This window comes from Thioalkalivibrio sp. AKL17 (genome assembly GCF_000377885.1).
GTDB lineage: Bacteria > Pseudomonadota > Gammaproteobacteria > Ectothiorhodospirales > Ectothiorhodospiraceae > Thioalkalivibrio > Thioalkalivibrio halophilus.
Map to the genome: position 1 here is coordinate 311,572 of NZ_KB898765.1, position 21,333 is coordinate 332,904.

Genomic DNA, 21,333 nt, shown 5'->3' on the forward strand with positions numbered 1-21,333 from the left:
GGCCCGGCATGCAGCCTCAGGAACGCACGGTCGCACGCAGGGCGAGGCGCACCAGGGTCTCCACCGAATCCGCCTGTTCGCGCACCGCGGCCACCATCTTCTCCGCGCTGGCACGCGCATAGCCCAGGGCCTCCAGCGCCGCCAGGGCCTCGTCCTCCATCGACGGGCCGGCCGTAACCGGCGCCGCATCGCCCCCCGCCTCCGGAGCCGACCCGCCAAAGCCGAGTTCGCCCAGACGCTCGCCCAGCTCCAGGGCCACGCGTTCGGCTGTGCGCTTGCCGATCCCGGGCACCTTCGCCAGCCCGGTGGTGTCGCCGGACCGGATCAGCCCGGCGAGCTCGTCGCCGGCATAGGTCGACAGCATCGCCAGCGCCAGACGCGCACCGATGCCGTTCACCCGGATCAGCCGGCGGAACAGGTCACGGTCGCGGCGATGATGGAACCCGTACAGCTGATGGGCGTCCTCGCGCACCACCAGATGGGTGGCCAGCACCACGGTCTCGCCCGGGTCCGGTAACAGGGCCAGCGTGGACACCGGCACGTCCACCTCGTAGCCGACGCCGCCAACGTCCAGCAGCACGCCGCCGGGCTCGCGACTGATCAGGGTCCCCTCCAGACGCGCGATCATGTGCGGCCTCCGCCGATGGCGGCGGCCGGCTGCAACCGCGCCTGGCTGGCATCGGTATGCGCATGGCACAGCGCCACGGCCAGGGCGTCGGCGGCGTCGCTGGACGCCGGTTCGCCGAGAGAAAGGATCTGCTGCGTCATGTGCTGTACCTGCTCCTTGCCGGCACCGCCAACCCCGACCACGGCCAGCTTGATCGCGCGCGGGGTGTATTCGTGGACGGGCAACCCCGCCCGGGTAGCGGCACAGATTGCCGCCCCGCGCGCCTGCCCGAGCTTGATCGCGGACTGCGCATTGCGTGCGACGAACACGCTCTCGATCGCGAGCACGTCGGGGGCCAGCTCGGCGATCACCTCCTCGATCCCCGCAAAGATCTCGCCGAGGCGCTCGGGGAACGCCTTCGCCCGCGGGCGCACCACGCCGTGCCCCAGCGAGCGCGACTGCCGCGACCCGGTTTCGATCACCGCGAAACCGGTCAGGCGCGAACCGGGATCAATGCCGAGGATGCGCACCGTTTCAGCCCCGCCGCCGAATCCGGAGCTCAACCATCGCCGCCCACCCCTTCGGGGAAGTTGGCGTTGGTGTAGACGTTCTGCACATCGTCCAGATCGTCCAGCATGTTCAGGAGCTTCAGCACCGTCTCGGCGGTTTCCTCGTCCAGCGGGGAAAGGGTCTCCGGACGCATGGTGACCTCCGAATTTTCCGGCTCCAGACCGTGATCCAGCAGGGCCTGACGCACGTCCTGATAGGCGTCCGGGTCGGTGAGGACCTCGATGGAACCGTCATCGTCCACCAGCACGTCCTCGGCACCGCCCTCCAGCGCCGGCTCCATCACCGTCTCCTCGTCCAGCCCCGGAGCAAAGCTGATCACGCCCTTCTTCTCGAACAGATAGGCCACCGAACCGTCGGTGCCGAGATTGCCGCCCATCTTGTTGAAGGCATGGCGCACCTCCGACACCGTACGATTGCGGTTGTCGGTCATGCAGTCGACCATGATCGCCGCCCCCCCGGGGCCGTAGCCCTCGTAGCGCAGCTCCTCGTAGGCCTCGCCCTCGGTCTCCCCGGCACCCCGCTTCGCCGCGCGCTCGATGGTGTCGCGCGTCATGTTGTTCTTGAGGGCGTTGTCAAAGGCCAGACGCAGCCGCGGATTGGTCTCCGGATCCGGCCCGCCATGGCGCGCGGCGACGGTGATTTCGCGGATCAGCTTGGTGAACAGCTTGCCGCGCTTGGCGTCCTGCGCACTCTTGCGGTGCTTGATGTTCGCCCACTTGCTGTGACCGGCCATGGTGTTCCGCCTCCTCGTTGCCTGTGCTCAGGGAAACGCTGCTCAGTGTAACGGGGTTCAGAGGTCGAATTCCCCGTGCTCCAGGAAATGCGCGACGGCCTGCGCGACCGGATCGCTGAAGATCAGGCCCATGTGGGTGACCGGTGCCTGGAGATGCCGGGACACTTCCGGCCCCCGGGTCTCCTCCACCGCGACCAGGCCATCATGCGGTTCGGGCAGTTCGGTCAGCAGCGGCCCCGGAAAACGCCCGCGGGTACCGGCGATCATCCCCACCTGGCGCCCGCGCAGCACCGGGCTGCCGCCCAGCAGACCGCGATCCAGCGCGCGCCCCAGCCACCAGCGCCCGGCCCGGTTGGCGGCCAGCCGCGCGGCCACCCGACTGCCGGCGAGCGGGGAACCCAGCATCACCACGCGCCCCGGCCGCTGCACCGGCGCCACCGCGAACAGGTGCCGCAGGATCACCCCGCCAAGGCTGTGGCCGACCAGGTGCACCATGTCGTCCGGCAGGGTCTCCAGCCAGGCCGCCAGGGCGCGCGCGACTTCCTCGGGACTGGCCCGGCGCGACGGATAGCGAAACGCCCGCACCCGGTAGCCCGCCGCGCGCAGACGGCGCCGCAGCAGCACCATCTCCACCCCGGTCATGTGCCAGCCATGCAGGGTCACCACCGTGGTCCGCATGGCCGTCATCGCCGCGCTGCCCCCGGGCCTATTGCGCGCCGTCGCCGGCAACCCCGGCCCGCAGGCGGATGCCCAGTTCGCGCAGCGGCTTCTCGCCCACCGGCGCCGGGGCGTCGGTCAGCAGACAGGCCGCGGTCTGGGTCTTGGGGAACGCCATCACGTCGCGGATCGAGTGGGCGCCGCTCATCAACATCACCAGCCGATCCAGCCCGAACGCCAGGCCGCCATGCGGCGGGGCGCCGAAGTTCAGCGCATCCAGCAGGAAGCCGAATTTCTCGCGCGCCTCTTCCTCGCCGATGCCCAGCGCCTCGAACGCGGCCTGCTGCATCTCCGGGTTGTGGATACGGATGGAGCCACCGCCGACCTCAGTGCCGTTAAGCACCATGTCGTAGGCCCGCGACATGGCCTCGCGCGGGTTCTCGCGCAGAGCGTCGGGGCTGTCGGTGGCCGGGGCGGTGAACGGGTGATGCAGGGCGTACAGGCGTTTGTCGTCCGGATCCCACTCGAACATCGGGAAATCCACCACCCACAGCGGGCGCCAGCCGGGCTCGACCAGGCCGCGATCATGGCCGACCTGCACGCGCAGCGCACCCAGCGCCTCGTTCACCACGTCGGCGCGGTCCGCGCCGAAGAAGATCAGGTCGCCGGCGGCCGCGCCAGTACGCGCGAGAATCTCGCGGATCACGTCCTCGGGCAGGAACTTCAGGATCGGCGACTGCAGCCCGTTCGCAGGATCGGCGGGGTCGTTGACCTTGATGTACGCAAGACCCTTCGCCCCGTAGCGTCCGACGAACTCGGTGTAGCCGTCGATCTCCTTGCGGGTCAGCTCCGCCCCGCCCGGCACGCGCAGGGCGGCCACCCGCCCTTCGGGGTCGTTCGCCGGCGCGTTGAAGACCTTGAACTCCACCGCCTGCATCACCTCGGTCAGCTCGGTGAACTCCAGCGGGATGCGCAGATCCGGCTTGTCGGAGCCGAAGCGGGTCATCGCCTCGGCATGACTCATGCGCGGGAACGGATCGTCCAGCTCGATGCCCATGACCTCGCGGAACAGATGACGCATCAGCTCCTCGGTCACGCCCATCACGTCGGCCTCGTCGACGAACGCCATCTCCATGTCCAGCTGGGTGAACTCCGGCTGGCGGTCGGCACGCAGATCCTCATCGCGGAAGCAGCGGGTGATCTGGTAGTAGCGGTCCATGCCGGACATCATCAGCAGCTGCTTGAACAGCTGCGGCGACTGCGGCAGGGCGAAGAAGCTGCCCGCGTGGGTGCGCGACGGCACCAGGTAATCGCGCGCGCCCTCGGGGGTCGCACGCGTCAGCATCGGCGTCTCGAGATCGAGGAAGTCGCGCTCCTCGAGGAACCGGCGCATCGCCGCGGTGACCCGCCCGCGCAGGCGCAGGCGCTCCTGCATCACCGGCCGGCGCAGATCCATGTAGCGATAGCGCAGGCGGGTATCCTCGCCCACGTCCTCGTCATCCAGCGGGAACGGCGGCGTCTTCGCCGCGTTCAGCACCTCCAGCTCCAGCCCGAGGATCTCCACCGCGCCGGTGGTCAGCTCGGGGTTTTCGGTGCCTTCCGGGCGCCGGCGTACGCGCCCGGTCATGCGGATCACGTATTCACTGCGCAGCTGTTCGGCGCGCGCAAAGACCTCGGCACGGTCGGGATCGAACACCACCTGCACCAGTCCCGCGTGATCACGCAGATCGACAAAGATCACGCCGCCGTGGTCGCGGCGGCGGTTGACCCAGCCACACAGGGTCACTTCGGAATCGAGGTCGCGTTCGGTGACCTGCCCACAGAGATGCGTTCGCATTGCGCCGTTCCAGCTGCCGGGCGCGGCATGCCGGTGATGGCGGCCGCGCGGGTTGATCGGGGAAAACGGGCGCGTCACGCCCGTCAAAGGGCCGGAAATGTTACGGCCTGCCCCCGTCCCGCGCAACCGGAAGCGGCGCGCTGACGGGATCATCGGACGGTATCACCACCCCCAGCGACATCACGAACTTGAGCCCGTCCTCCACCGACATGTCCAGCTCGGTGACCTCGGTGCGCGGGGTCAGCAGGACGAAGCCGGAGGTCGGGTTGGGGGCGGTGGGCACGAACACCGTCACCATGTCCTCGCCGGTGCGTTCGCGGGTCTCCGGAGTGGCGGTACCGGTCAGAAACGCGATGGACCAGGTCCCCCGACGGGGATACTCGATCATCACCACCTTGCGAAACGACTCCCCGCCGTTGGTGAAGACCGTCTCGGTAACCTGTTTCACCGCGCCATAGATGGTGCTCACCAGCGGGATGCGCCGCACCACCGCCTCGCCCAGGTGCACCAGACGGCGGCCAACGATGTTGGCCACGATCATCCCGGTCACCAGCACGATCGCCACCGCCAGCACCACCCCGGCACCCGGCAGGTCGAAGCCCAGCCATGCCTCCGGGCGCCAGGCCTCCGGCAGCACCAGCACGCTGTAATCCAGCAGGTCCACCAGCAGCTTGATGACGTAGCCGGTCACCACCAGTGGCAACCAGACCAGCAGGCCCGCGATCACGTAACGCCGGAGCGCGGCCAGCATACGGCTCAGCCTCCGGACGCGGCAGCCTTGCCACCGCTGTCACCGGAACCCGAACTCCCCGAACTGTCCGCACCGGAACTCCCCCCGGAACCTGCACCGTCCTTCAGGTTGCGCTGCCCGCCCTGCTTGAAGTCGGTCTCGTACCAGCCGCCGCCCGACAGGCGGAACCCGGCGGCCGAGACCTGCTTGGTCAGGGCTTCGGCGCCGCACTGCGGGCAGGTGGTGGCGGGCGGGTCGGAGATCTTCTGCAGGATCTCGGAGACCTGGCGGCATTCCTGGCAGGCGTATTCATAGATCGGCATGACGGTATTCTCCCGAAGTCGGTTCATCGATCAACAGTGGATAGCCGTATTATGCGGGCGGCGGCCCGGATTAAAAGCATCCATGGCGATTGCTTCGCGCGGCCGGAGGTCGGATCATGCAGCGCATTGCGCAAACCGTATCCAACCCGCCCTGAAAAGCGAGAGAAGAGATGGCCGACAAGATCGTGATCATGCTCCTGAACCTGGACCTCGACCGCCCCGGCACCCTGGGCGCGCCGTTCTTCCAGGCCACCGTGGCCGCCGCCATGGATCTGGAAGTGGAGATCTACTTCGCCGCGCAGACCACCCGTCTGCTGCGCCGGGGCGTGGCCGAGCAGATGTACCCGGGCGAAGCGCAGGAAAAATCGGTCTACAGTTTCATGCAGGACGCCCACGAGGCCGGCGCGCGATTCTACGCCTGCGCCGGCGCGATGGACGAAAACGGCCTGACGCTGGACAACGCGGTGCCCGAGCTCGATGGCATGCGTGGCGGCGGGGCCTTCATCGGCGAGGTCGTCGAGGACGGTGTCGCCTCCCTCACCTACTGATTCCGGGGGATCCCTCGTGAGTGCCGCCGATACCGATGCCCGCGCCGTCCTGATCACCGGCTGCTCCTCCGGGATCGGGGCCCACGCAGCCCGTTCTCTGCGCGACCGTGGCTATCGCGTGTTCGCCACCGCGCGCGCCGCGGAAGACATCTCGCGTCTGAAGAACGAGGGTTTCGAGGCCCTGCAACTGGACCTCAACGACTCCGCCAGCATCCGCAGCGCGGCGCACGAGGTCCTGCACCGCACCGGCGGGAAGCTCTACGGCCTGTTCAACAACGGCGCCTACGGCCAGCCGGGGGCGGTGGAAGACCTCTCGCGCGCCGCCCTGCGCGCCCAGCTGGAGACCAACGTGCTGGGCTGGCTGGAGCTCACCAACCTGGTGATCCCGGCGATGCGCCGCGCCGGCGAGGGGCGCATTATCCAGAACTCGTCGGTGCTGGGCTTCGCCCCGCTGCGCCTGCGCGGGGCCTACGTCACCTCCAAGTTCGCGATCGAGGGGATGTCCGACACCCTGCGCCAGGAACTCCACGGCAGCGGCGTCCGGGTCTCCATCATCCAGCCGGGTCCCATCCGCTCCGAATTCCGCGCCAACGCGCTGAAGGCCTTCCGCCAGCACATCCACCGGGCACACAGCCCCTGGGCGCGGACCTACGAGGCCGCCGAGGCGCGCATGGCGAACGCGGAGGCCGACGCCCCGTTCACCCTCGGGCCGGAGGCCGTGACCCGCTGCGTGATCCACGCCCTGGAGGCGCGGCGGCCGAAACTGCGCTACCGCGTGACCTTCCCCACGCACCTGTTCGCCTTCCTCCGGGCAATCCTGCCGGCGCGCTGGATGGACGCCTTCCTGCGGCTGGTCTCGCGCGGCGAGAACCGCTGACGGTCGCGGCCCCCGGCGCATGAACGCGATCTTTCTTGCGCTGGTCGTCATCGCGTTCACCACCGCGGCGCTGCGCGAGCTGCGCTCCACCGATCCGGAGGAACGCCCCATGGCGGACCTCTCCGAAGGCGCAGTGGAGGCAGCCGGCGCCGCGGTGGAACTGGCGCTGGGGCTGGTCGGGGTGATGGCGCTGTTCCTGGGCCTGATGAAGATCGCCGAGGCCGGCGGCCTGCTCACCGTCCTCGCCCGCCTGCTGCGGCCGCTGATGGTGCGCCTGTTCCCCGACGTCCCGCCGGAACATCCGGCAATGGGCGCGATGATCCTCAACTTCTCCGCCAACATTCTGGGCCTGGGCAATGCCGCCACGCCCTTCGGCATCCGCGCGATGCAGGAGCTGGAGAAGCTCAATCCCCACCCGGGCACCGCCACCAACGCGATGGCGCTGTTCCTGGCGATCAACACCTCCAGCATCACCCTGCTGCCCACCGGGGTGATCGCGCTGCGTGCCTCGCTGGGCTCGGAGGATCCGGCCGCCATCCTGCCGACCACGCTGTTCGCGACGCTGTTCGCCACGGTCGCCGGAATCACCAGCGCGCTGGTCCTGCAACGCTGGTTCCGCCCCCCGGCGGCCACCCGCGAGATCCCGCCCGGCGGCCTTGACGACCCCGACGCCGAAGCCGACCCCGGGGACCGGCGTTCCGATGCGGACCGGGACACGGAGCCGGGCGAGCAGCCCCAGCCGATGAACATCGAGGTCCCGGCCGAGGGCTACCCCGCCTGGGTCTCGATCCTGGTCCTGCTGGGGGTGCTGGCGATCATCCCGCTGACCATCATCTACGGCCAGGCCATCGCCCCGTGGATCATCCCGGGACTGGTGGTGGGCTTCCTCACCTATGGCGTCATCCGCGGCGTGCCGGTATACGAGGTCTTCGTCGAGGGGGCAAAGGAAGGCTTCAACGTGGCCCTGCGGATCATCCCGTATCTGGTGGCGATCCTGGTCGCGGTGGGCATGCTGCGCGAGAGCGGCGCGCTGGGGATGTTCGTCGGGCTGGTCGGGCCGTGGACCACGCCCTTCGGGCTGCCCGCCGAGGCCCTGCCGATGGCACTGCTGCGGCCACTGTCCGGGTCCGGGGCCTACGGCATCATGGCCGGGATCATGCAGGACCCGGCCACCGGGCCGGATACCCACGTCGGCATGCTGGTGTCCACCCTGCAGGGCTCCACCGAGACCACCTTCTACGTGCTCGCGGTCTATTTCGGCGCGATCGGGGTCAAGCGGGTCCGCCATACCCTGGCGGCCGCGCTGAGCGCCGACGCGGTGGCGGTGGTCGCCGCGGTCGCGATCGTCGCCTGGCTCTACCTCTGAGCGCTGCCCGCGAACGCCTGGCGCACCCGTTCACGCAGTCCGGCCGGATCCACCGGCTTGGTGATCACCTCAGCGAAACCGGCCGCCAGCGCACGCTCACGCGTCGGGTCGGTGGCATCGGCGGTCACCGCCAGCACCGGGACGCCGGCCAGCAGGTCGTCGGCCCGCAACGCGCGCAGCACCTGATAACCGTCCATGCCGGGCATCGCCAGATCCAGCAGAATCAGGTCCGGCGCCAGCCGTGCCGCCTCCTCCAGGCCCTTCAGGGGGGTCTCGGCCACCACCGTTTCCAGGTCCGGCTCCGGCCCCAGGACCTCTTCCATCAAGCGCAGGTTGGCCGGCTGATCATCGATGCACAGCACCGTGCGCGGCGTGCCGGACGCCGGCAGTTCCGGGGCGCCGGTCGCGGCCGGGTGATCGGGCCCGCCCCCGGGTGTTGCCCCGGGATCGCTGTCCGCCGCCAGCGGCAGTTCGAACCAGAAGCAGGAACCCTCGCCCGGCGTGCTCGTCACGCCCAGCCGGCCGTCCATCATCTCCACCAGGTGCCGGGTAATGGTGAGTCCCACCCCGCTGCCCTCCACCCCGCTGGCGTCCGCCTCCAGCCGGTCGAAGGGCTGGAACAGCCGTTCCTGCTGCTCGGCGGTCAGTCCGGGGCCGGTGTCATGTACCTCCAGCTGCAGCCCCTGTTGCCCCGGGGCGCCCAGCAGCGTCACCCGCCCGCCTTCGCGGTTGTACTTGATGGCGTTGGACAAGAGATTCAGCAGGACCTGTTTCAGCCGGGTACGGTCGGCCTGCACGCGGGGGGCATCCGCGGTGGCCGCCCGCGCGCCTTCCAGGCGAACCTCGCGCTCCTGTGCCAGCGGCCGCAGCAACGACAGGCACTCGTCCACCACGTCCGCCACGTCCACCGGTTCCGGCATCACCTGCAGCCGCCCCGATTCGATGCGCGCGAGGTCCAGGATCTCGTTGATCAGCTCCAGCAGGTGCCGACCGGCGCGGGCGATCTCGTCCAGCTGACTCTGCTGGCGCTCGCCCAGCGACGTGTCGCGCTGCAACAGCTGGGCAAAGCCCAGGATGGCGTTCATCGGCGTGCGCAGCTCGTGGCTCATGTTGGACAGGAAGTCGGACTTCGCCCGGCTCGCCTGCTCGGCCTCCTCGCGGGCCCGCTGCAGTTCGGCGCGGCGCTGCAGTTCGGCGGTGAAGTCACCGAAGATGTTGAAGATGTACTGCGGCTCGCTACGGCTGTCACGCACCACGCCGATGGTACTGCTGGACATGAACACCGCGCCGTTGCGGCAGCGGATCGGCAGCTGACCGGTCCAGGCCCCGCCGGCCTCGCGGATTTCGTCGATCTCGCGCGCCGACTGTTCCGCCTCCGCCGGGATCAGTTCGCGATAGGATCGGCCCGCCAGATCGGCCTCCTCGAAGCCGGTCATCTCCAGCACCGCGGGGTTGTTGTACACCATGCGGCCTTCCCGGTCGGCGACCGAGATCGCCTGTTCCGAGGCCTCGAAGATGCGCCGGAACAGCGACAGTTCTTCCTGGGCCTGCTGCAGCTCGGTGACATCCTGAACGGTTCCGGTCAGCCGGCCGTTCTGTTCCCGGCCCCCGGTGCTTTCGCCATGGGCAATCAGATGCAGGTGCCGCAGTTCGCCGTCATCGCGCCGGATGCGCAGAAACACCTCGCCCCGCCCCTCGGCCAGCACCCCGGCATATTCGCGGTCGAGCCGCTCGCGATCCTCGGGGTGCACGAACGCACGAAAGCCCTCCATGCTCACCGGGGCGTCGCCCGGGGACAGGGCGAAGATCTCGTAGACCACGTCGGACCACCACAGCGCCCCGGTCACCGGATCGTGTTCCCAGTGCCCCACGCGCGCAAGGCGCTGGGCTTCGCGCAGCCGCGTGGTCTGACGGGTCAACGCCAGCTCGGACTGCTTGCGCTTGGTGATGTCCTGCGACACACCCAGCATGTGCAGCACGCCGCCACTGGCGTCGCGCTCGACGTCACCGCGCTGCAGCAGCCAGCGAACCGTGCCATCCGGCCAGACCACCCGGTGCTCCAGTTCGAGATAGGACCCGCGACGCAGGGAACTGCGGATGGCGTTTTCCACCCGCTCGCGATCCTCCGGGTGCACGGCACCGAGAAAGTTTTCCACCGTGGGCTCGAGGTCTCCGTGAGAGTGGCCCAGCAGGGGCGCGATACGCTCGGACCACTGCAGTTCCTCGCGTCCCGGGGTCCATTCCCAGGTCCCCATGTTGGCGAAGCGCTGGCTGCTGCGCAGGCGATGCTCCTGACGCTTCACCGTGGTGATGTCGGTGCGGATCGACACGTACTGATACGGCAGGCCGTCGCCATCCAGATAGGGAACGATGGTGGTCTCGACCCAGTACAGCGAGCCGTCCCGCGCGCGGTTGCAGAGCTCGCCCTGCCAGATGCGGCCCGCGGCAATGGTTTCCCAGAGTTCCGCATAGACCGAGGGAGTGTGCACCCCCGATTTCAGCAGGCGATGGTTGCGCCCCAGCAGCTCGGATACGTTATAGCCGCTGACCCGCGCGAACCGCTCGTTGGCATAGATGATGTCGCCGGCCACGTCGGTGATGCTCACCAGCGCGTGCTCGTTGACCGCCAGGTGTTCCCGCTCGCGCTCGTACAGCGCCTGGCGATAAGCACGCGTCACCCCGTCCATCTGCCGCTGCTGGCGGGCGCGCGCCACCACCGCATCCGCCAGGCGGCGCGGTTCCACCGGTTTGAGGAACACCCCGCTCGCCCCGGGGTGCAGGGCCATCAGCTCGTTCACCCGTCCGGGATCGGCGGTCAGGACCAGCATGGGGATGGAGGAACCGTTGTCGCGGGTGCGCAGCAGGGCCGCGAACTCCTCGGCACTGCACCCCCCTTCGTCCAGATCCAGCACCAGGACCTCGACCTCGCCGCCGTGGAGGCCGGCCAGCGCCGCATCGGGGTCCGGCTGGACCTCCACCGTCAGTCCGGCCTCCCGCAGACCCGCCACCAGGGTGTCGTCGGCAGCCTCGGGGCGGGCACTCGCCAGGAGAACCCGATACCCCGTATCCGCGACCACCCCGCCGATCTGCACCAGCTGCTCCAGCAGAGTATCGTCCGCCAGCGGGTAATCGAGGCAGCGGGCCGCTCCCTCGCGCACGGCCTGCAGGCGCGCCCCGGGGCTCCAGGAGCGCGCCACCACCAGGGTCGGCAAAAACCCGCGTCCCGGTTCCTGCAGTCGCGTGAGCACCGCGGACTCCGGGGTTACCTCGCCGACGCAGACCACCCGCGCGGTGACCCCGCCGGCGCCCGCCGCGTCCGGTTCGGCGCCGGTCAGCACCACGGCGAAGCCGTGATCACGCAGCATGCCCGCCACTGCCTCGCCGACTTCCGGGACCTCCGCGACCACCTGCACCCGGCCGCCACCCGCATCCGCCGACACCTGCGGCTGGAGGCGCGTCTCCGGCACCCCCTGTTCCTGACGCGCCCAGGCCTCCGCGGCGGCCTCCAGGCGCGCGAGGCCCAGACGCAGCAGTTCGCGATCGGCAGTGTTCGGACGGGCCCGCAGCCCGGCCAGGGTCGCCTGTAGTGACTCGGCCAGGCGCAGGATCTCCTGCACCCCGTGAGTCCGGGCCACGCGGGCCAGGGCGCTGACCTCGCGATACAGCCGGTCCACGCAGTCCCCGGAGCATTCACCCTGATCGAGCTCGCCCGCGGCGTCGCGCAGGCGTGCGAGGCGCTCGCTCAGAAAGGCCGGAAAAGCGGCCCGCGAGCGCCCGCCGGACACGGTGTCCGGGGTCTCGATACCGGCTGCCTGCTCCCCCGTCCGGGGGGCATCAGTTCGGCGGTCCACCGGGCGTTATGTCCTTGTCCTTCACGATGAAGTACACCCCCGCCGCAGCGAGGACCATCCACAGGAACAGGGCCACCACGCCGATCCGCTCCCACAGCGGAACGAAGAAGAACAGCATCAGGGCCGCCAGCCCCAGCAGGATATTGCCGATGACGAAATTCGAGGGGCGGCCGCCGGACGGATCGGACATGACAGTCTCCTGCAGTGGCTTACTGCTTCTTGTACTGACTGAAATCGAATTGACCCGCGGTCATCTCGTCCCACAGATCGCTTTGCAGCACGGCGAGCAGCTTGAACAGCTTGCGCAGCTCCGGATCCTCCATGAAACTCTGATCACTGCTGGCCTTCAGGGCCTCCACCAGGGTCGCGCACTGTTCGCGGCTGATCCCGGTGACATCCAGGCCCTCGTCTCCCATGTCCACATTCATCGAGCCACTCCGGTTCGTTCGGGCCCCCAATTGTATGCCGGTACCGTCGCCCGGCGAAAACGCCGGACTCCGGTCGTGCCATTGCCATGCAACAACGTGCCGGGGCCGCTACTCGCCCCCGCCTGCGTCATTGCGAGGAGCCGAAGGCGACGTGGCAATCGGTTGCTGCCCGCAGTGCACCGGGGCCGGGGGTCGCCATGGCGATTGCTTCGTCGCTACGCTCCTCGCAATGACGGGGCCGGCTTACGCCTCCTGTTCGCGGATCTGGTCCACCCGGTTGCGCACGTAGAGGTAGTACAGCACCGGGATGATGACCAGGGTCAGCACCGTGGAGACGAACACCCCGAAGATCAGCGAGATCGCCAGCCCGGAGAAGATCGGGTCATCCAGGATGAACCCGGCCCCGACCATCGCCGCCAGGCCCGTCAGCACGATGGGCTTGGCGCGTACCGCACCGGCATGCACGACCGCCTCGATGGTATCCACCCCGCGACGCAGCTCATCGTTGATGAAGTCCACCAGCAGAATCGAGTTGCGCACGATGATCCCGGCCAGCGCGATCATCCCGATCATCGAGGTCGCCGTGAACTTGGCGTCCATGAAGAACGCGTCCACCAGGGCGTGTCCCGGCATCACCCCGATCACCGTGAGCGGGATGGGTGCCATGATGACCAGTGGCACCATGTACGAGCGGAACTGCGCGACGATCAGCAGATAGATCAGGATCAGCCCCACGCCATAGGCGATGCCCATGTCGCGGAAGGTCTCGTAGGTCACCTGCCACTCGCCGTCCCATTTCAGGCTGTAGTTATACGGATCGCCCGGCTGGCTGATGAACCGCTGTTCCAGCGGCTCGCCATGGACCATGGGCGTGTCGCGCAGCCCGAAGAACATGTCGAACATGCCGTACAGCGGACTGTCCAGACCCCCCGCCAGGTCACCCTGGACATAGACCACCGGCAGCAGGTTCTTGTGATGGATGGAGTGCTCGCGACTCGAATCCACCACGGTCACTACCTCGGACAGCGGCACCAGCTCCCCGCTCTGCGAGCGGACCTTGAGTCCCAGAACCGGCTCCAGGCTGCCCTTCTCCGCGCGATCGAACTCCAGACGGACCGGTACCGCGTACTTGATGTTCGAGCCGTAGAGGTAGGTGACATCCTCGCCCGACAGCGCAGTATCGATGGCCTCGACCACGGCCATCTGCGGCACACCCAGGTGCGCGGCGCGCTCGCGGTCCACCTGCAGGATCTTCTTCGGCCCCGGGTGTTCCACCGAGTCATCGATGTCGGTGAGACCCTCGGTGTCCTCGAACACCTCGCGCACCTGCTTCGCCACCTCGATCTGACCGTCGTAGTCCGGACCGTAGATCTCGGCGACGATCGGCGACATCACCGGCGGTCCCGGCGGCACCTCGACCACCTTGACCGCCGCGCCGTCATAGCGCCCGGCGATGGCATTGATCTCGTCGCGCACCGACAGCGCGATGTCGTGGCTGCGTCGGTCGCGCTCGGAGGCATGCGTCAGGTTCACCTGGATGTCGCCGACATGGCTCCCCTCGCGCAGATAGTACTGCCGCACCAGGCCGTTGAAGTTGATGGGCGTGGCCGTGCCCGCGTAGGTCTGCACGTCGTGCACCTCGGGCACCGTCTTGAGGTAGTCGGCCATCTCGCCCAGCACCTGGCCGGTGCGTTCCAGACTGGTGCCCTCGGGCATGTCCAGCACGACCTGGAACTCCGACTTGTCGTCGAATGGCAGCATTTTCAGCACCACCAGCTGGTAATAGGCCAGCGACACCGAGCCCAGGATCAGCACGAGCGTGCCGCCCCAAAGCACCATGCGATTCACCTTCTTCCGCCCGCCGGTTCCCAGGAACGGAAGCAGGACGAAATTGAACAGGCGCATCAGGCCGGCAGAAGCAGCTTCGCCCTCGTGCGCACCATGGCCGCCGCCGGCCTCCAGCTGCTCGCCCTGACGCCGCAGCACCTTGTAGGTCAGCCACGGAGTCACCACGTAGGCCACCGCCAGCGACAGGACCATCCCCATGGAGGCGTTGATCGGGATGGGGCTCATGTACGGCCCCATCAGCCCGGTAACGAAGGCCATGGGCAGCAGCGCCGCGATCACGGTAAAGGTCGCGAGGATGGTCGGGCCGCCCACCTCGTCCACCGCCAGCGGGATGGATTCGAGGAACTTGCGCCCGCCCTGGACCATGTGTCGGTGGATGTTCTCCACCACCACGATCGCGTCGTCCACCAGGATGCCGATGGCGAAGATCAGCGCGAACAGCGACACCCGGTTGAGGGTAAAGCCCCAGGCCCAGGACGCGAACAGCGTGAGCGCCAGGGTAATGATCACCGCCACGCCGACGATGAAGGCTTCACGCCAGCCCAGGGCGATCCATACCAGAATGATCACCGATGCGGTCGCCAGCATCAGCTTCTGGATCAGCGTGGACGCCTTGTCCTCGGCCGTCTGCCCGTAATTGCGGGTAATCGAGACCTCCACGCCCTCGGGAATGTAAGTCCCCTTCAGCTGATCCAGACGCTCGATGACCTGGTCGGCGATGTCAGGGGCGTTGGTGCCGGGCTGCTTGGCCACCGCCACGGTCACCGCCGGGTGACTCTGGCCGATGTGCCCGCCGCCCTCGGCCGCGGCACCATGGGCGAAGCGTACGTGCTCGCTCGGATAGCCGGGGCCCTGTTCGACCTCGGCCACGTCTTCCAGATGCACCGGACGTCCGTCATGCATCCCCACCACCAGCCGCGCAAACGCCTCGGGCTCGGTGATGAAATCGCCGGCCTGGATCAGGATCTCCTCGTCGTCCTGATACAGATGCCCGGCATCGCGCGAGAAGTTCGACACCGCCAGGGCCTCGCGCAGGTCGTCCACCGCGAGGTTGTGCGCCGCCAGCATCTCCGGCTTGAAGCGCACGTGAACCACGTGATCGGGCCCGCCCACGGTGTAGATGTCGCGCGTGCCGGAGACGCGCTTGAGCTGCGTTTCCAGCCCGTGGGCCACCCGCAGCAGGTCGTGTCCGCCGCGCTCCTCGTCCTCGGTCCACAGGGTCACGTTGACGATGGGCACGTCGTCGATGCCCATCGGCCGCACCATCGGCTCGCCGACCCCGAGGTTCTGCGGTATCCAGTCATCGTTGGAGAAGATCTGGTTGTACAGCCGTACCAGCGCCGCGGTGCGGTCCTCGCCGACCTCGAACTGCACGGTGATGTGCGCCATGTCCGGACGCGAGGTGGAGTAGATGTCATCCATCCCCTCGATCTCGGACAGCACCTGCTCCGCCGGCGTGGAAACCAGGTGGGCCACCTCCTCGGCGCTGGCTCCGGGGAACGGGATGAACACGTCCGCCATGGTGACGTTGATCTGCGGCTCTTCCTCGCGCGGGGTCACCAGGATGGCGAACAACCCCAGCAAAAGGCCCACCAGCGCCAGCAGGGGCGTGATCTGGGTCGTCAGAAACGCCTTCGCGATGCGCCCGGAGATCCCCATGCGCTCCGGGGCCGCTTCCGCGCTGCCGCCGCTCATCGCGTCACCTGCTGGTGTTCCTTCATGAAGATCGCGGCATGTACCGGATCCAGGGCGACGCGTTCACCCTCGCGCAGACCACCGAGGATCTCGATCATGCCGTCATGCTCGCGCCCGGTCCGGACCTGACGAAAGCGCACCCGGCCCTGTTCGTCGATCACGTACACCGCGATCACCTCGGAGCGATAGGCCACGGCCTCCTGCGGCACCATCAGCCGCTCGACCTCGTCCAGCACGAAAGCCGATTTCACGAACATGCCGGGAAACAGACCACGATTGTTCTCGTCCTCGGGCAGGTTCACGCGCACCCGGAAGGTGCCGCTCCGCGGATCCGCGTAGGGGAAGAGGGTCAGATTCTCGGCGGCGATCCGCTCACCGGAATCCAGGATGACCTCGGCTTCGCGGCGATCCCGCAACCCGGGCATCAGACGCTGCGGGACGTCCACCTCGACCCGCAGGCGATCCAGGCTCAGTCCCGCCAGAAGTGGCGATCCCGGCGACACCGATTCCCCGACCTCGACCATGCGCTCGGTCACGATCCCGGAGTACGGCGCATACACCTCGGTGTAACCCAGCTGTTCGCGGGCTTCGTCCACCCGCCCCTCGGCCGAGCGCAGGCGCGCACGGGCCGATTCCAGCTGGGCCTCGGCGCGCTCGAACTCCGAGCGCGACACCACGTTCTGCTCGAACACCTCGCGAATGCGCTCGAACTCCGAACGCGCCTCGCGGAAACGTGCCCGCGCATCGGCCAGGTCACCCTCGGCCTGACTCAGACGCGCCTGCTGCTGGACATCGCTGATGCGCAGCAGGAGCTCGTCTTCCTCGACAAAGTCATCCACGTCCACGTAGATCTCGCGGACCCGCCCGGAGGTCTGGGCCGAGATGGTGGAGCGCTGGACCGCCTCGACACGGCCATCCAGCACACGCTCCTGCGGCAGGGTCAGACGCTCGGCTTCGGCGGTTTCAAAGGGCAGATCATCGGCCTGGGCCGTCAGCGGCAGAGCCAGCGCAAGCAGCGCGGCCCCGAGGATCGGGAGTCGTGTCATGGTGTGGTCCTTCCGGATATTCGGCCCTCTCCTGCCACCCTTCTTGCGGGGCGGTCAGCCGTCACGGGGCCGTTCTTTAATATATTAGTTTTCCCTAATGTAACGGAGCCGGCCACGGGCAGGCAAATCCCCGACCGCAACCCCGGTAACTGCCCGGAGTATAGCTTTCCCCGTCGGTTTTGCAGCAAAGCCCTGCAACCCCCTGCACCGCGCCGCGTCTGTCCGTATCATGTCGGCACCCGCACGGGGACGTTCCCCGACCGCCGTTTCATTCCCGGGAGACCGCCATGCCACTGCTGCGTATCGAGACCAACGTTGCCCTGCCCGCCGATCCGGATGCCGTCACCGCCCGCCTGTCGACCGCGGTCGCCGAATGGCTGAACAAGCCCGAGGGCTACGTGATGGTCGCCCTCGGCCACAACGCCCACATGCGTTTCGGCGGCAGCACCGAGGCGCTCGCCTACTGCGAACTCAAGAGCATCGGTCTGCCCGAGGGCCTGACCCGCGAGCTGTCACGCAAGCTGTGCGACGCCCTGCAGGCCGAACTGGGCGTGGAGCCGGCGCGCGTCTACATCGAGTTCGCCGATGCCCCGCGCCATTTCTGGGGCACCAACGGCACCACGTTCTGATCCCGAACTCCGTCCGCTCAACGACCACCGACCACAAGGCCCGAGCCCCATGCGCGTCTCGCAATTCCCGCTGAACACCCTGAAGGAAACCCCGGCCGACGCCGAGATCGTCTCCCACCAGCTGATGCTGCGCGCCGGCTACATCCGCCGGCTCGCCTCCGGGCTGTACACCTGGCTGCCGCTGGGGCTGCGCGTGCTGCGCCGGGTGGAGAACATCGTGCGCGAGGAGATGGACCGCGCCGGGGGCCTGGAGGTGCTGATGCCGGCCATCCAGCCGGCCGAGCTGTGGCAGGAATCCGGACGCTGGGACTTCTACGGGGCCGAGCTGCTGCGCATCAAGGACCGCCACGAACGCGATTTCTGCTATGGCCCGACCCACGAAGAGGTCATCACCGACCTGGTCCGCCGCGAGATCCGCAGCTACCGCCAGCTTCCGGTCAACTACTACCAGATCCAGACCAAGTTCCGCGACGAACGCCGCCCGCGCTTCGGCGTGATGCGCGCGCGCGAATTCCTGATGAAGGACGCCTACTCCTTCCATCTGGATGCCGACTCGCTGGGGCAGACCTACCAGCAGATGCACGATGCCTACTGCCGCATCTTCCAGCGCTGCGGCCTGGATTTCCGTGCGGTGGAAGCCGATACCGGCGCGATCGGGGGCAACGCCTCGCACGAATTCCACGTGCTGGCCGCCTCCGGCGAGGACGCGATCGCCTTCTCCCCGGGCGGCTTTGCCGCCAACGTCGAACTCGCGCCCTGCCCCGGCCCGGCCGCGCCGGCCGCCCCCGCCGAGACGCTGCAGAAGGTCGCCACCCCGGACATCCACACCATCGCCGATCTCGCGGCCTTCCTCGACGTGCCGACCGAACGCACGGTCAAGACCCTGGTGGTGGCCGCCAGCGACGCGATCGACGCCGATCTGGTCGCCCTGGTGCTGCGTGGCGACCACGAACTCAACGACGTGAAGGCCGAGAAGCACCCCTGGATCGCCGAGCCGCTGCGCATGGCAGAGGCGGCCGAGATCCGTACCGTGTTCGGCACCGACCCCGGCTCCCTGGGCCCGGTGGACAGCCCGATCCCGGTGCTGGCCGACCACGCCGTGCTCGGCATGGCCGACATGGTGGTCGGCGCCAACGAGGACGGCCACCACCTGACCGGCGTCAACTGGGAACGCGACCTGCCGCGCCCGGAGGGTGCCGACCTGCGCAACATCACCGAGGGCGAACCCGCGCCCGACGGCTCCGGCCCCATCGAGATCCGCCGCGGCATCGAGGTCGGCCATATCTTCCAGCTCGGCGACAAGTACTCCGAGGCCCTGGGCGCCCGGGTACTGGACGAGGACGGGCGCGAGCAGATCGTCACCATGGGCTGCTACGGCATCGGCGTCTCGCGCGTGGTCGCCGCCGCCATCGAGCAGAACTCCGACGAGCGCGGCATCTGCTGGCCCACCGCCATCGCCCCGTTCGACATCGCCCTGTGCCCGATCGGCGCGAAGAAGTCGCAGCGCGTGCGCGAGGCCGCGGAACAGCTGCACGACGAGCTGCAGGCGGCCGGCTTCGAGGTCCTGCTGGACGATCGCGAACAGCGCCCCGGCGTAATGTTCGCCGACATGGAGCTGATCGGCATCCCGCACCGGATCGTGATCGGCGAGCGCGGCCTGGACGCCGGCGAGCTCGAATACCAGGCCCGCACCGCCGGCGAGGCCGAACACCTGCCGATGGACGGGCTGGTGGCGGCCCTGCGCGAACGCACGGGGCACGGCGCGTAGGCGCCACCCGCACCGGCGCCCGGATGCGGCTGCAGGAGCTTGCAAGCAAGCGATCGGGCTGCTGGTGCCCGTGCTTGACCGCTGCCGCCAGGCCTTGAGCTGACGCTGCGGAGTCGGCGGTTTTCGGCTGCCGCCGGGGGTGTTGCGCTCTCTCGCGAGCGCGCCGCGAGGTCCTTTCTTGTGTGAACAAGAAAGGACCCAAAGAAGTCACCCCGACTGCCGCATCCCGGTCCGCTGACGCGGCCCGGGATTCCCTCGCTCCGAGGCCGGGCGCGGGCGGCGCTGAACTCGCGAAGCTGCGCTTCGCTCAGACAAGCAGCGCCTTTTCTCCCGCACCCGACCTCTGCGCTCGGTGCGGCAAACGGGGCCGCCGGCCCACCGCCCGTTCCTTTTCCGCCAGGCGGGCAGGCCGCGGCTGTGAACGGCCCGGCCGAGAACAGGATCGTTGGCGACCGATCATGCCGGATCGGCGAGAGGGCTCGCCTCCCACAGCCACCTTTGCACACCCGGCACCGGGAGGGTGCCCGGGTAGGGCCATGGGCATGCCCTGCCGAGCCGCATGACCTTCTTCCATCAGGGCTTGGGGGTGGGTCCGGCCCCTGCCCGCAGGCGATTCCTTTGCAAGGATGGACGGAAATGAGCTCTGCGAAGGGCCCGTACCAAAGCTTGAACCCGTTGGTGCACCGGGCCGCCCTTGCATCAGGAACCAGGAAACGCACGATTCGAGCGCCCCGCGATGAAGCGGGCCGGGACCCGGGCACCAATGGCCGGAACGCCTCCGGTTTACCCCCTCCCGTTGCGAGCCCCTTGCGGAGGGTGCCTCGCGCCGGAAACAAGGCGCCGGATGTCTGAGCGAAGCGCAGCTTCGCGAGTTCGGCGCCGCCGGCGCGAGGTGCCCGGAGCAAGGTTCCCGGGCGAGCTCCGGGTGCCCTTCTTTGGGTCCTTTCTTGGGCAAGCAAGAAAGGACCTCGCGGCGCGCTCGCGAGAGAGCGCACCCCCCGGCGGCAGCCGAAAGCCCCGGACTCCGCAGCGCCAGCTCAAGACCCCGCGGCAGCGGTCAAGCACGGGCATGGCCGTTCAGCCGCCACTCAGGCAGCCCCGGCAGGATAGACTGACCGAGCCGCCCCGGCGGCCATCGTGTTCCATCCGACAGGGATTGCCGCCATGACCATGACCCGATCCGTTGCCCGTCTCATCCTGATGTCCGCCGTGCTGAGCCTGGCGCTGATGCTGGCCGCCTGTGCCCCGCGTATCTACGGCGTGCCGGAGGAGCACTGGGAGCAGATGAGCGAATCCGAGCGCCAGGAGGCGATGCGCGCCTGGGAGTCGGTGCAGAAGGAGCGCGAGCAGACCCGGCGCGAGCAGCAGAAGATCGAGGCGCGCGAGCGGGCGGAACGCCAGGCGCGCATCGACCGCATCCACCGCGGCGAGGAGGGGCACTTCGGTGACCTGATCCGCGTAAGCCTGGAGCGCGGGCGGATGCGCATCGGCGGCCGCGAACGGCGCTATGCCCCGCTGGCCTTCACCCTGGCGGATGGCGAGACACGCACGGTGGAGGTCCACGGCGAACGACGTTCGGGGGAGATGAAAGTCGCCTACCGCGAAGGTCTGCTGCTGCTGGATCTGCCGTCCCGTGGCCGCAACGAGTACGGCGCGGCCCGCCTGCCGTGGCGCTCCGGCTGGCGCCGGGGCGAGACCCGCCGGGTGGATTCCGACGGGCCGCTGGAGCTGCGCAACGTGCGCGTGCACGTGGAGGCGGTGCCCCTGCCCGGGCATGGTGCCCGGCGGTTCTGATCATGCGGCGCCGGCCCGGCCCTGTT

General features: G+C 68.6%; 18 protein-coding genes. 6 read left to right on the forward strand and 12 right to left on the reverse strand.

Annotation, left to right across the window (positions count from 1 at the left end):
- Positions 1-16 precede the first annotated feature (16 nt).
- From ruvA to D577_RS0104760, 7 genes are all read right to left on the reverse strand, one after another.
- Positions 17-628, reverse strand: a complete 612-nt coding sequence (ruvA, locus tag D577_RS0104730) for a Holliday junction branch migration protein RuvA (RefSeq protein WP_018946410.1) — start codon at positions 626-628, stop codon at positions 17-19.
- Positions 625-1,137: a crossover junction endodeoxyribonuclease RuvC gene (ruvC, locus tag D577_RS0104735; RefSeq protein WP_018946411.1), complete on the reverse strand. Its 513-nt coding sequence runs from the start codon at positions 1,135-1,137 to the stop codon at positions 625-627. Before ruvC ends, ruvA begins: the two co-directional genes overlap by 4 nt.
- Positions 1,138-1,166: 29 nt before the next feature.
- Positions 1,167-1,910, reverse strand: coding sequence for a YebC/PmpR family DNA-binding transcriptional regulator (locus D577_RS0104740; RefSeq protein WP_018870022.1), 744 nt, complete (start codon positions 1,908-1,910; stop codon positions 1,167-1,169).
- Between the two features lie 57 nt (positions 1,911-1,967).
- Positions 1,968-2,597 carry a triacylglycerol lipase gene (locus D577_RS0104745; protein WP_018946412.1) on the reverse strand — a complete coding sequence of 210 codons (630 nt, stop codon included), beginning with the start codon at positions 2,595-2,597 and terminating at the stop codon, positions 1,968-1,970.
- Between the two features lie 19 nt (positions 2,598-2,616).
- Positions 2,617-4,404, reverse strand: coding sequence for an aspartate--tRNA ligase (gene aspS, locus D577_RS0104750; RefSeq protein ID WP_018946413.1), 1,788 nt, complete (start codon positions 4,402-4,404; stop codon positions 2,617-2,619).
- A 100-nt stretch (positions 4,405-4,504) separates the two neighbouring features.
- Positions 4,505-5,155, reverse strand: coding sequence for a DUF502 domain-containing protein (locus tag D577_RS0104755; protein ID WP_018946414.1), 651 nt, complete (start codon positions 5,153-5,155; stop codon positions 4,505-4,507).
- A gap of 5 nt (positions 5,156-5,160) precedes the next feature.
- Entirely contained in the window at positions 5,161-5,457 is a 297-nt protein-coding gene (locus tag D577_RS0104760; RefSeq protein WP_018946415.1) for an FmdB family zinc ribbon protein, read from the reverse strand.
- A 170-nt stretch (positions 5,458-5,627) separates the two neighbouring features.
- On the opposite strand from D577_RS0104760, the gene D577_RS0104765 reads away from it, so the two are divergent.
- Genes D577_RS0104765 through D577_RS0104775 form a run of 3 tightly spaced genes read left to right on the forward strand, consistent with a single transcriptional unit; the run spans position 5,628 to position 8,248 of the window.
- The gene (locus D577_RS0104765) at positions 5,628-6,005 is read left to right on the forward strand and encodes a DsrE family protein (RefSeq protein ID WP_018946416.1); all 378 of its coding nucleotides are present in this window, start codon (positions 5,628-5,630) and stop codon (positions 6,003-6,005) included.
- A 16-nt stretch (positions 6,006-6,021) separates the two neighbouring features.
- Positions 6,022-6,882 carry an SDR family oxidoreductase gene (locus D577_RS0104770; RefSeq protein WP_018946417.1) on the forward strand — a complete coding sequence of 287 codons (861 nt, stop codon included), beginning with the start codon at positions 6,022-6,024 and terminating at the stop codon, positions 6,880-6,882.
- 19 nt (positions 6,883-6,901) lie between these two features.
- The gene (locus D577_RS0104775; protein WP_018946418.1) at positions 6,902-8,248 is read left to right on the forward strand and encodes a nucleoside recognition domain-containing protein; all 1,347 of its coding nucleotides are present in this window, start codon (positions 6,902-6,904) and stop codon (positions 8,246-8,248) included.
- Here the strand turns inward: D577_RS0104775 and D577_RS0104780 are convergent.
- From D577_RS0104780 to D577_RS0104800, 5 genes are all read right to left on the reverse strand, one after another.
- Positions 8,239-12,099 carry a PAS domain-containing protein gene (locus D577_RS0104780; RefSeq protein ID WP_026288910.1) on the reverse strand — a complete coding sequence of 1,287 codons (3,861 nt, stop codon included), beginning with the start codon at positions 12,097-12,099 and terminating at the stop codon, positions 8,239-8,241. The genes D577_RS0104775 and D577_RS0104780 overlap by 10 nt on opposite strands.
- Positions 12,083-12,289 (reverse strand): hypothetical protein, encoded by a 207-nt coding sequence (locus tag D577_RS0104785; RefSeq protein ID WP_018870031.1) that lies wholly within the window; start codon positions 12,287-12,289, stop codon positions 12,083-12,085. The genes D577_RS0104780 and D577_RS0104785 overlap by 17 nt, the downstream gene beginning before the upstream one ends.
- 19 nt (positions 12,290-12,308) lie before the next feature.
- Positions 12,309-12,527, reverse strand: coding sequence for a hypothetical protein (locus tag D577_RS0104790; RefSeq protein ID WP_018870032.1), 219 nt, complete (start codon positions 12,525-12,527; stop codon positions 12,309-12,311).
- Positions 12,528-12,770: 243 nt separating this feature from the next.
- Complete coding sequence (locus D577_RS0104795; protein ID WP_018946420.1) at positions 12,771-16,070, reverse strand: efflux RND transporter permease subunit; 3,300 nt, start codon at positions 16,068-16,070, stop codon at positions 12,771-12,773.
- The gene (locus D577_RS0104800) at positions 16,067-17,116 is read right to left on the reverse strand and encodes an efflux RND transporter periplasmic adaptor subunit (protein ID WP_018946421.1); all 1,050 of its coding nucleotides are present in this window, start codon (positions 17,114-17,116) and stop codon (positions 16,067-16,069) included. The genes D577_RS0104795 and D577_RS0104800 overlap by 4 nt, the downstream gene beginning before the upstream one ends.
- Positions 17,117-17,403: 287 nt before the next feature.
- Here D577_RS0104800 and D577_RS0104805 point away from each other — a divergent pair, with 287 nt between their 5' ends.
- From D577_RS0104805 to D577_RS0104815, 3 genes are all read left to right on the forward strand, one after another.
- Complete coding sequence (locus D577_RS0104805; RefSeq protein ID WP_018946422.1) at positions 17,404-17,745, forward strand: phenylpyruvate tautomerase MIF-related protein; 342 nt, start codon at positions 17,404-17,406, stop codon at positions 17,743-17,745.
- A 49-nt stretch (positions 17,746-17,794) separates the two neighbouring features.
- A complete protein-coding gene (locus tag D577_RS0104810) occupies positions 17,795-19,513 on the forward strand; it encodes a proline--tRNA ligase (RefSeq protein ID WP_018946423.1) in 1,719 nt (572 codons plus the stop codon).
- Positions 19,514-20,677: 1,164 nt separating this feature from the next.
- Positions 20,678-21,307 (forward strand): hypothetical protein, encoded by a 630-nt coding sequence (locus D577_RS0104815; protein WP_018946424.1) that lies wholly within the window; start codon positions 20,678-20,680, stop codon positions 21,305-21,307.
- Positions 21,308-21,333 lie beyond the last annotated feature (26 nt).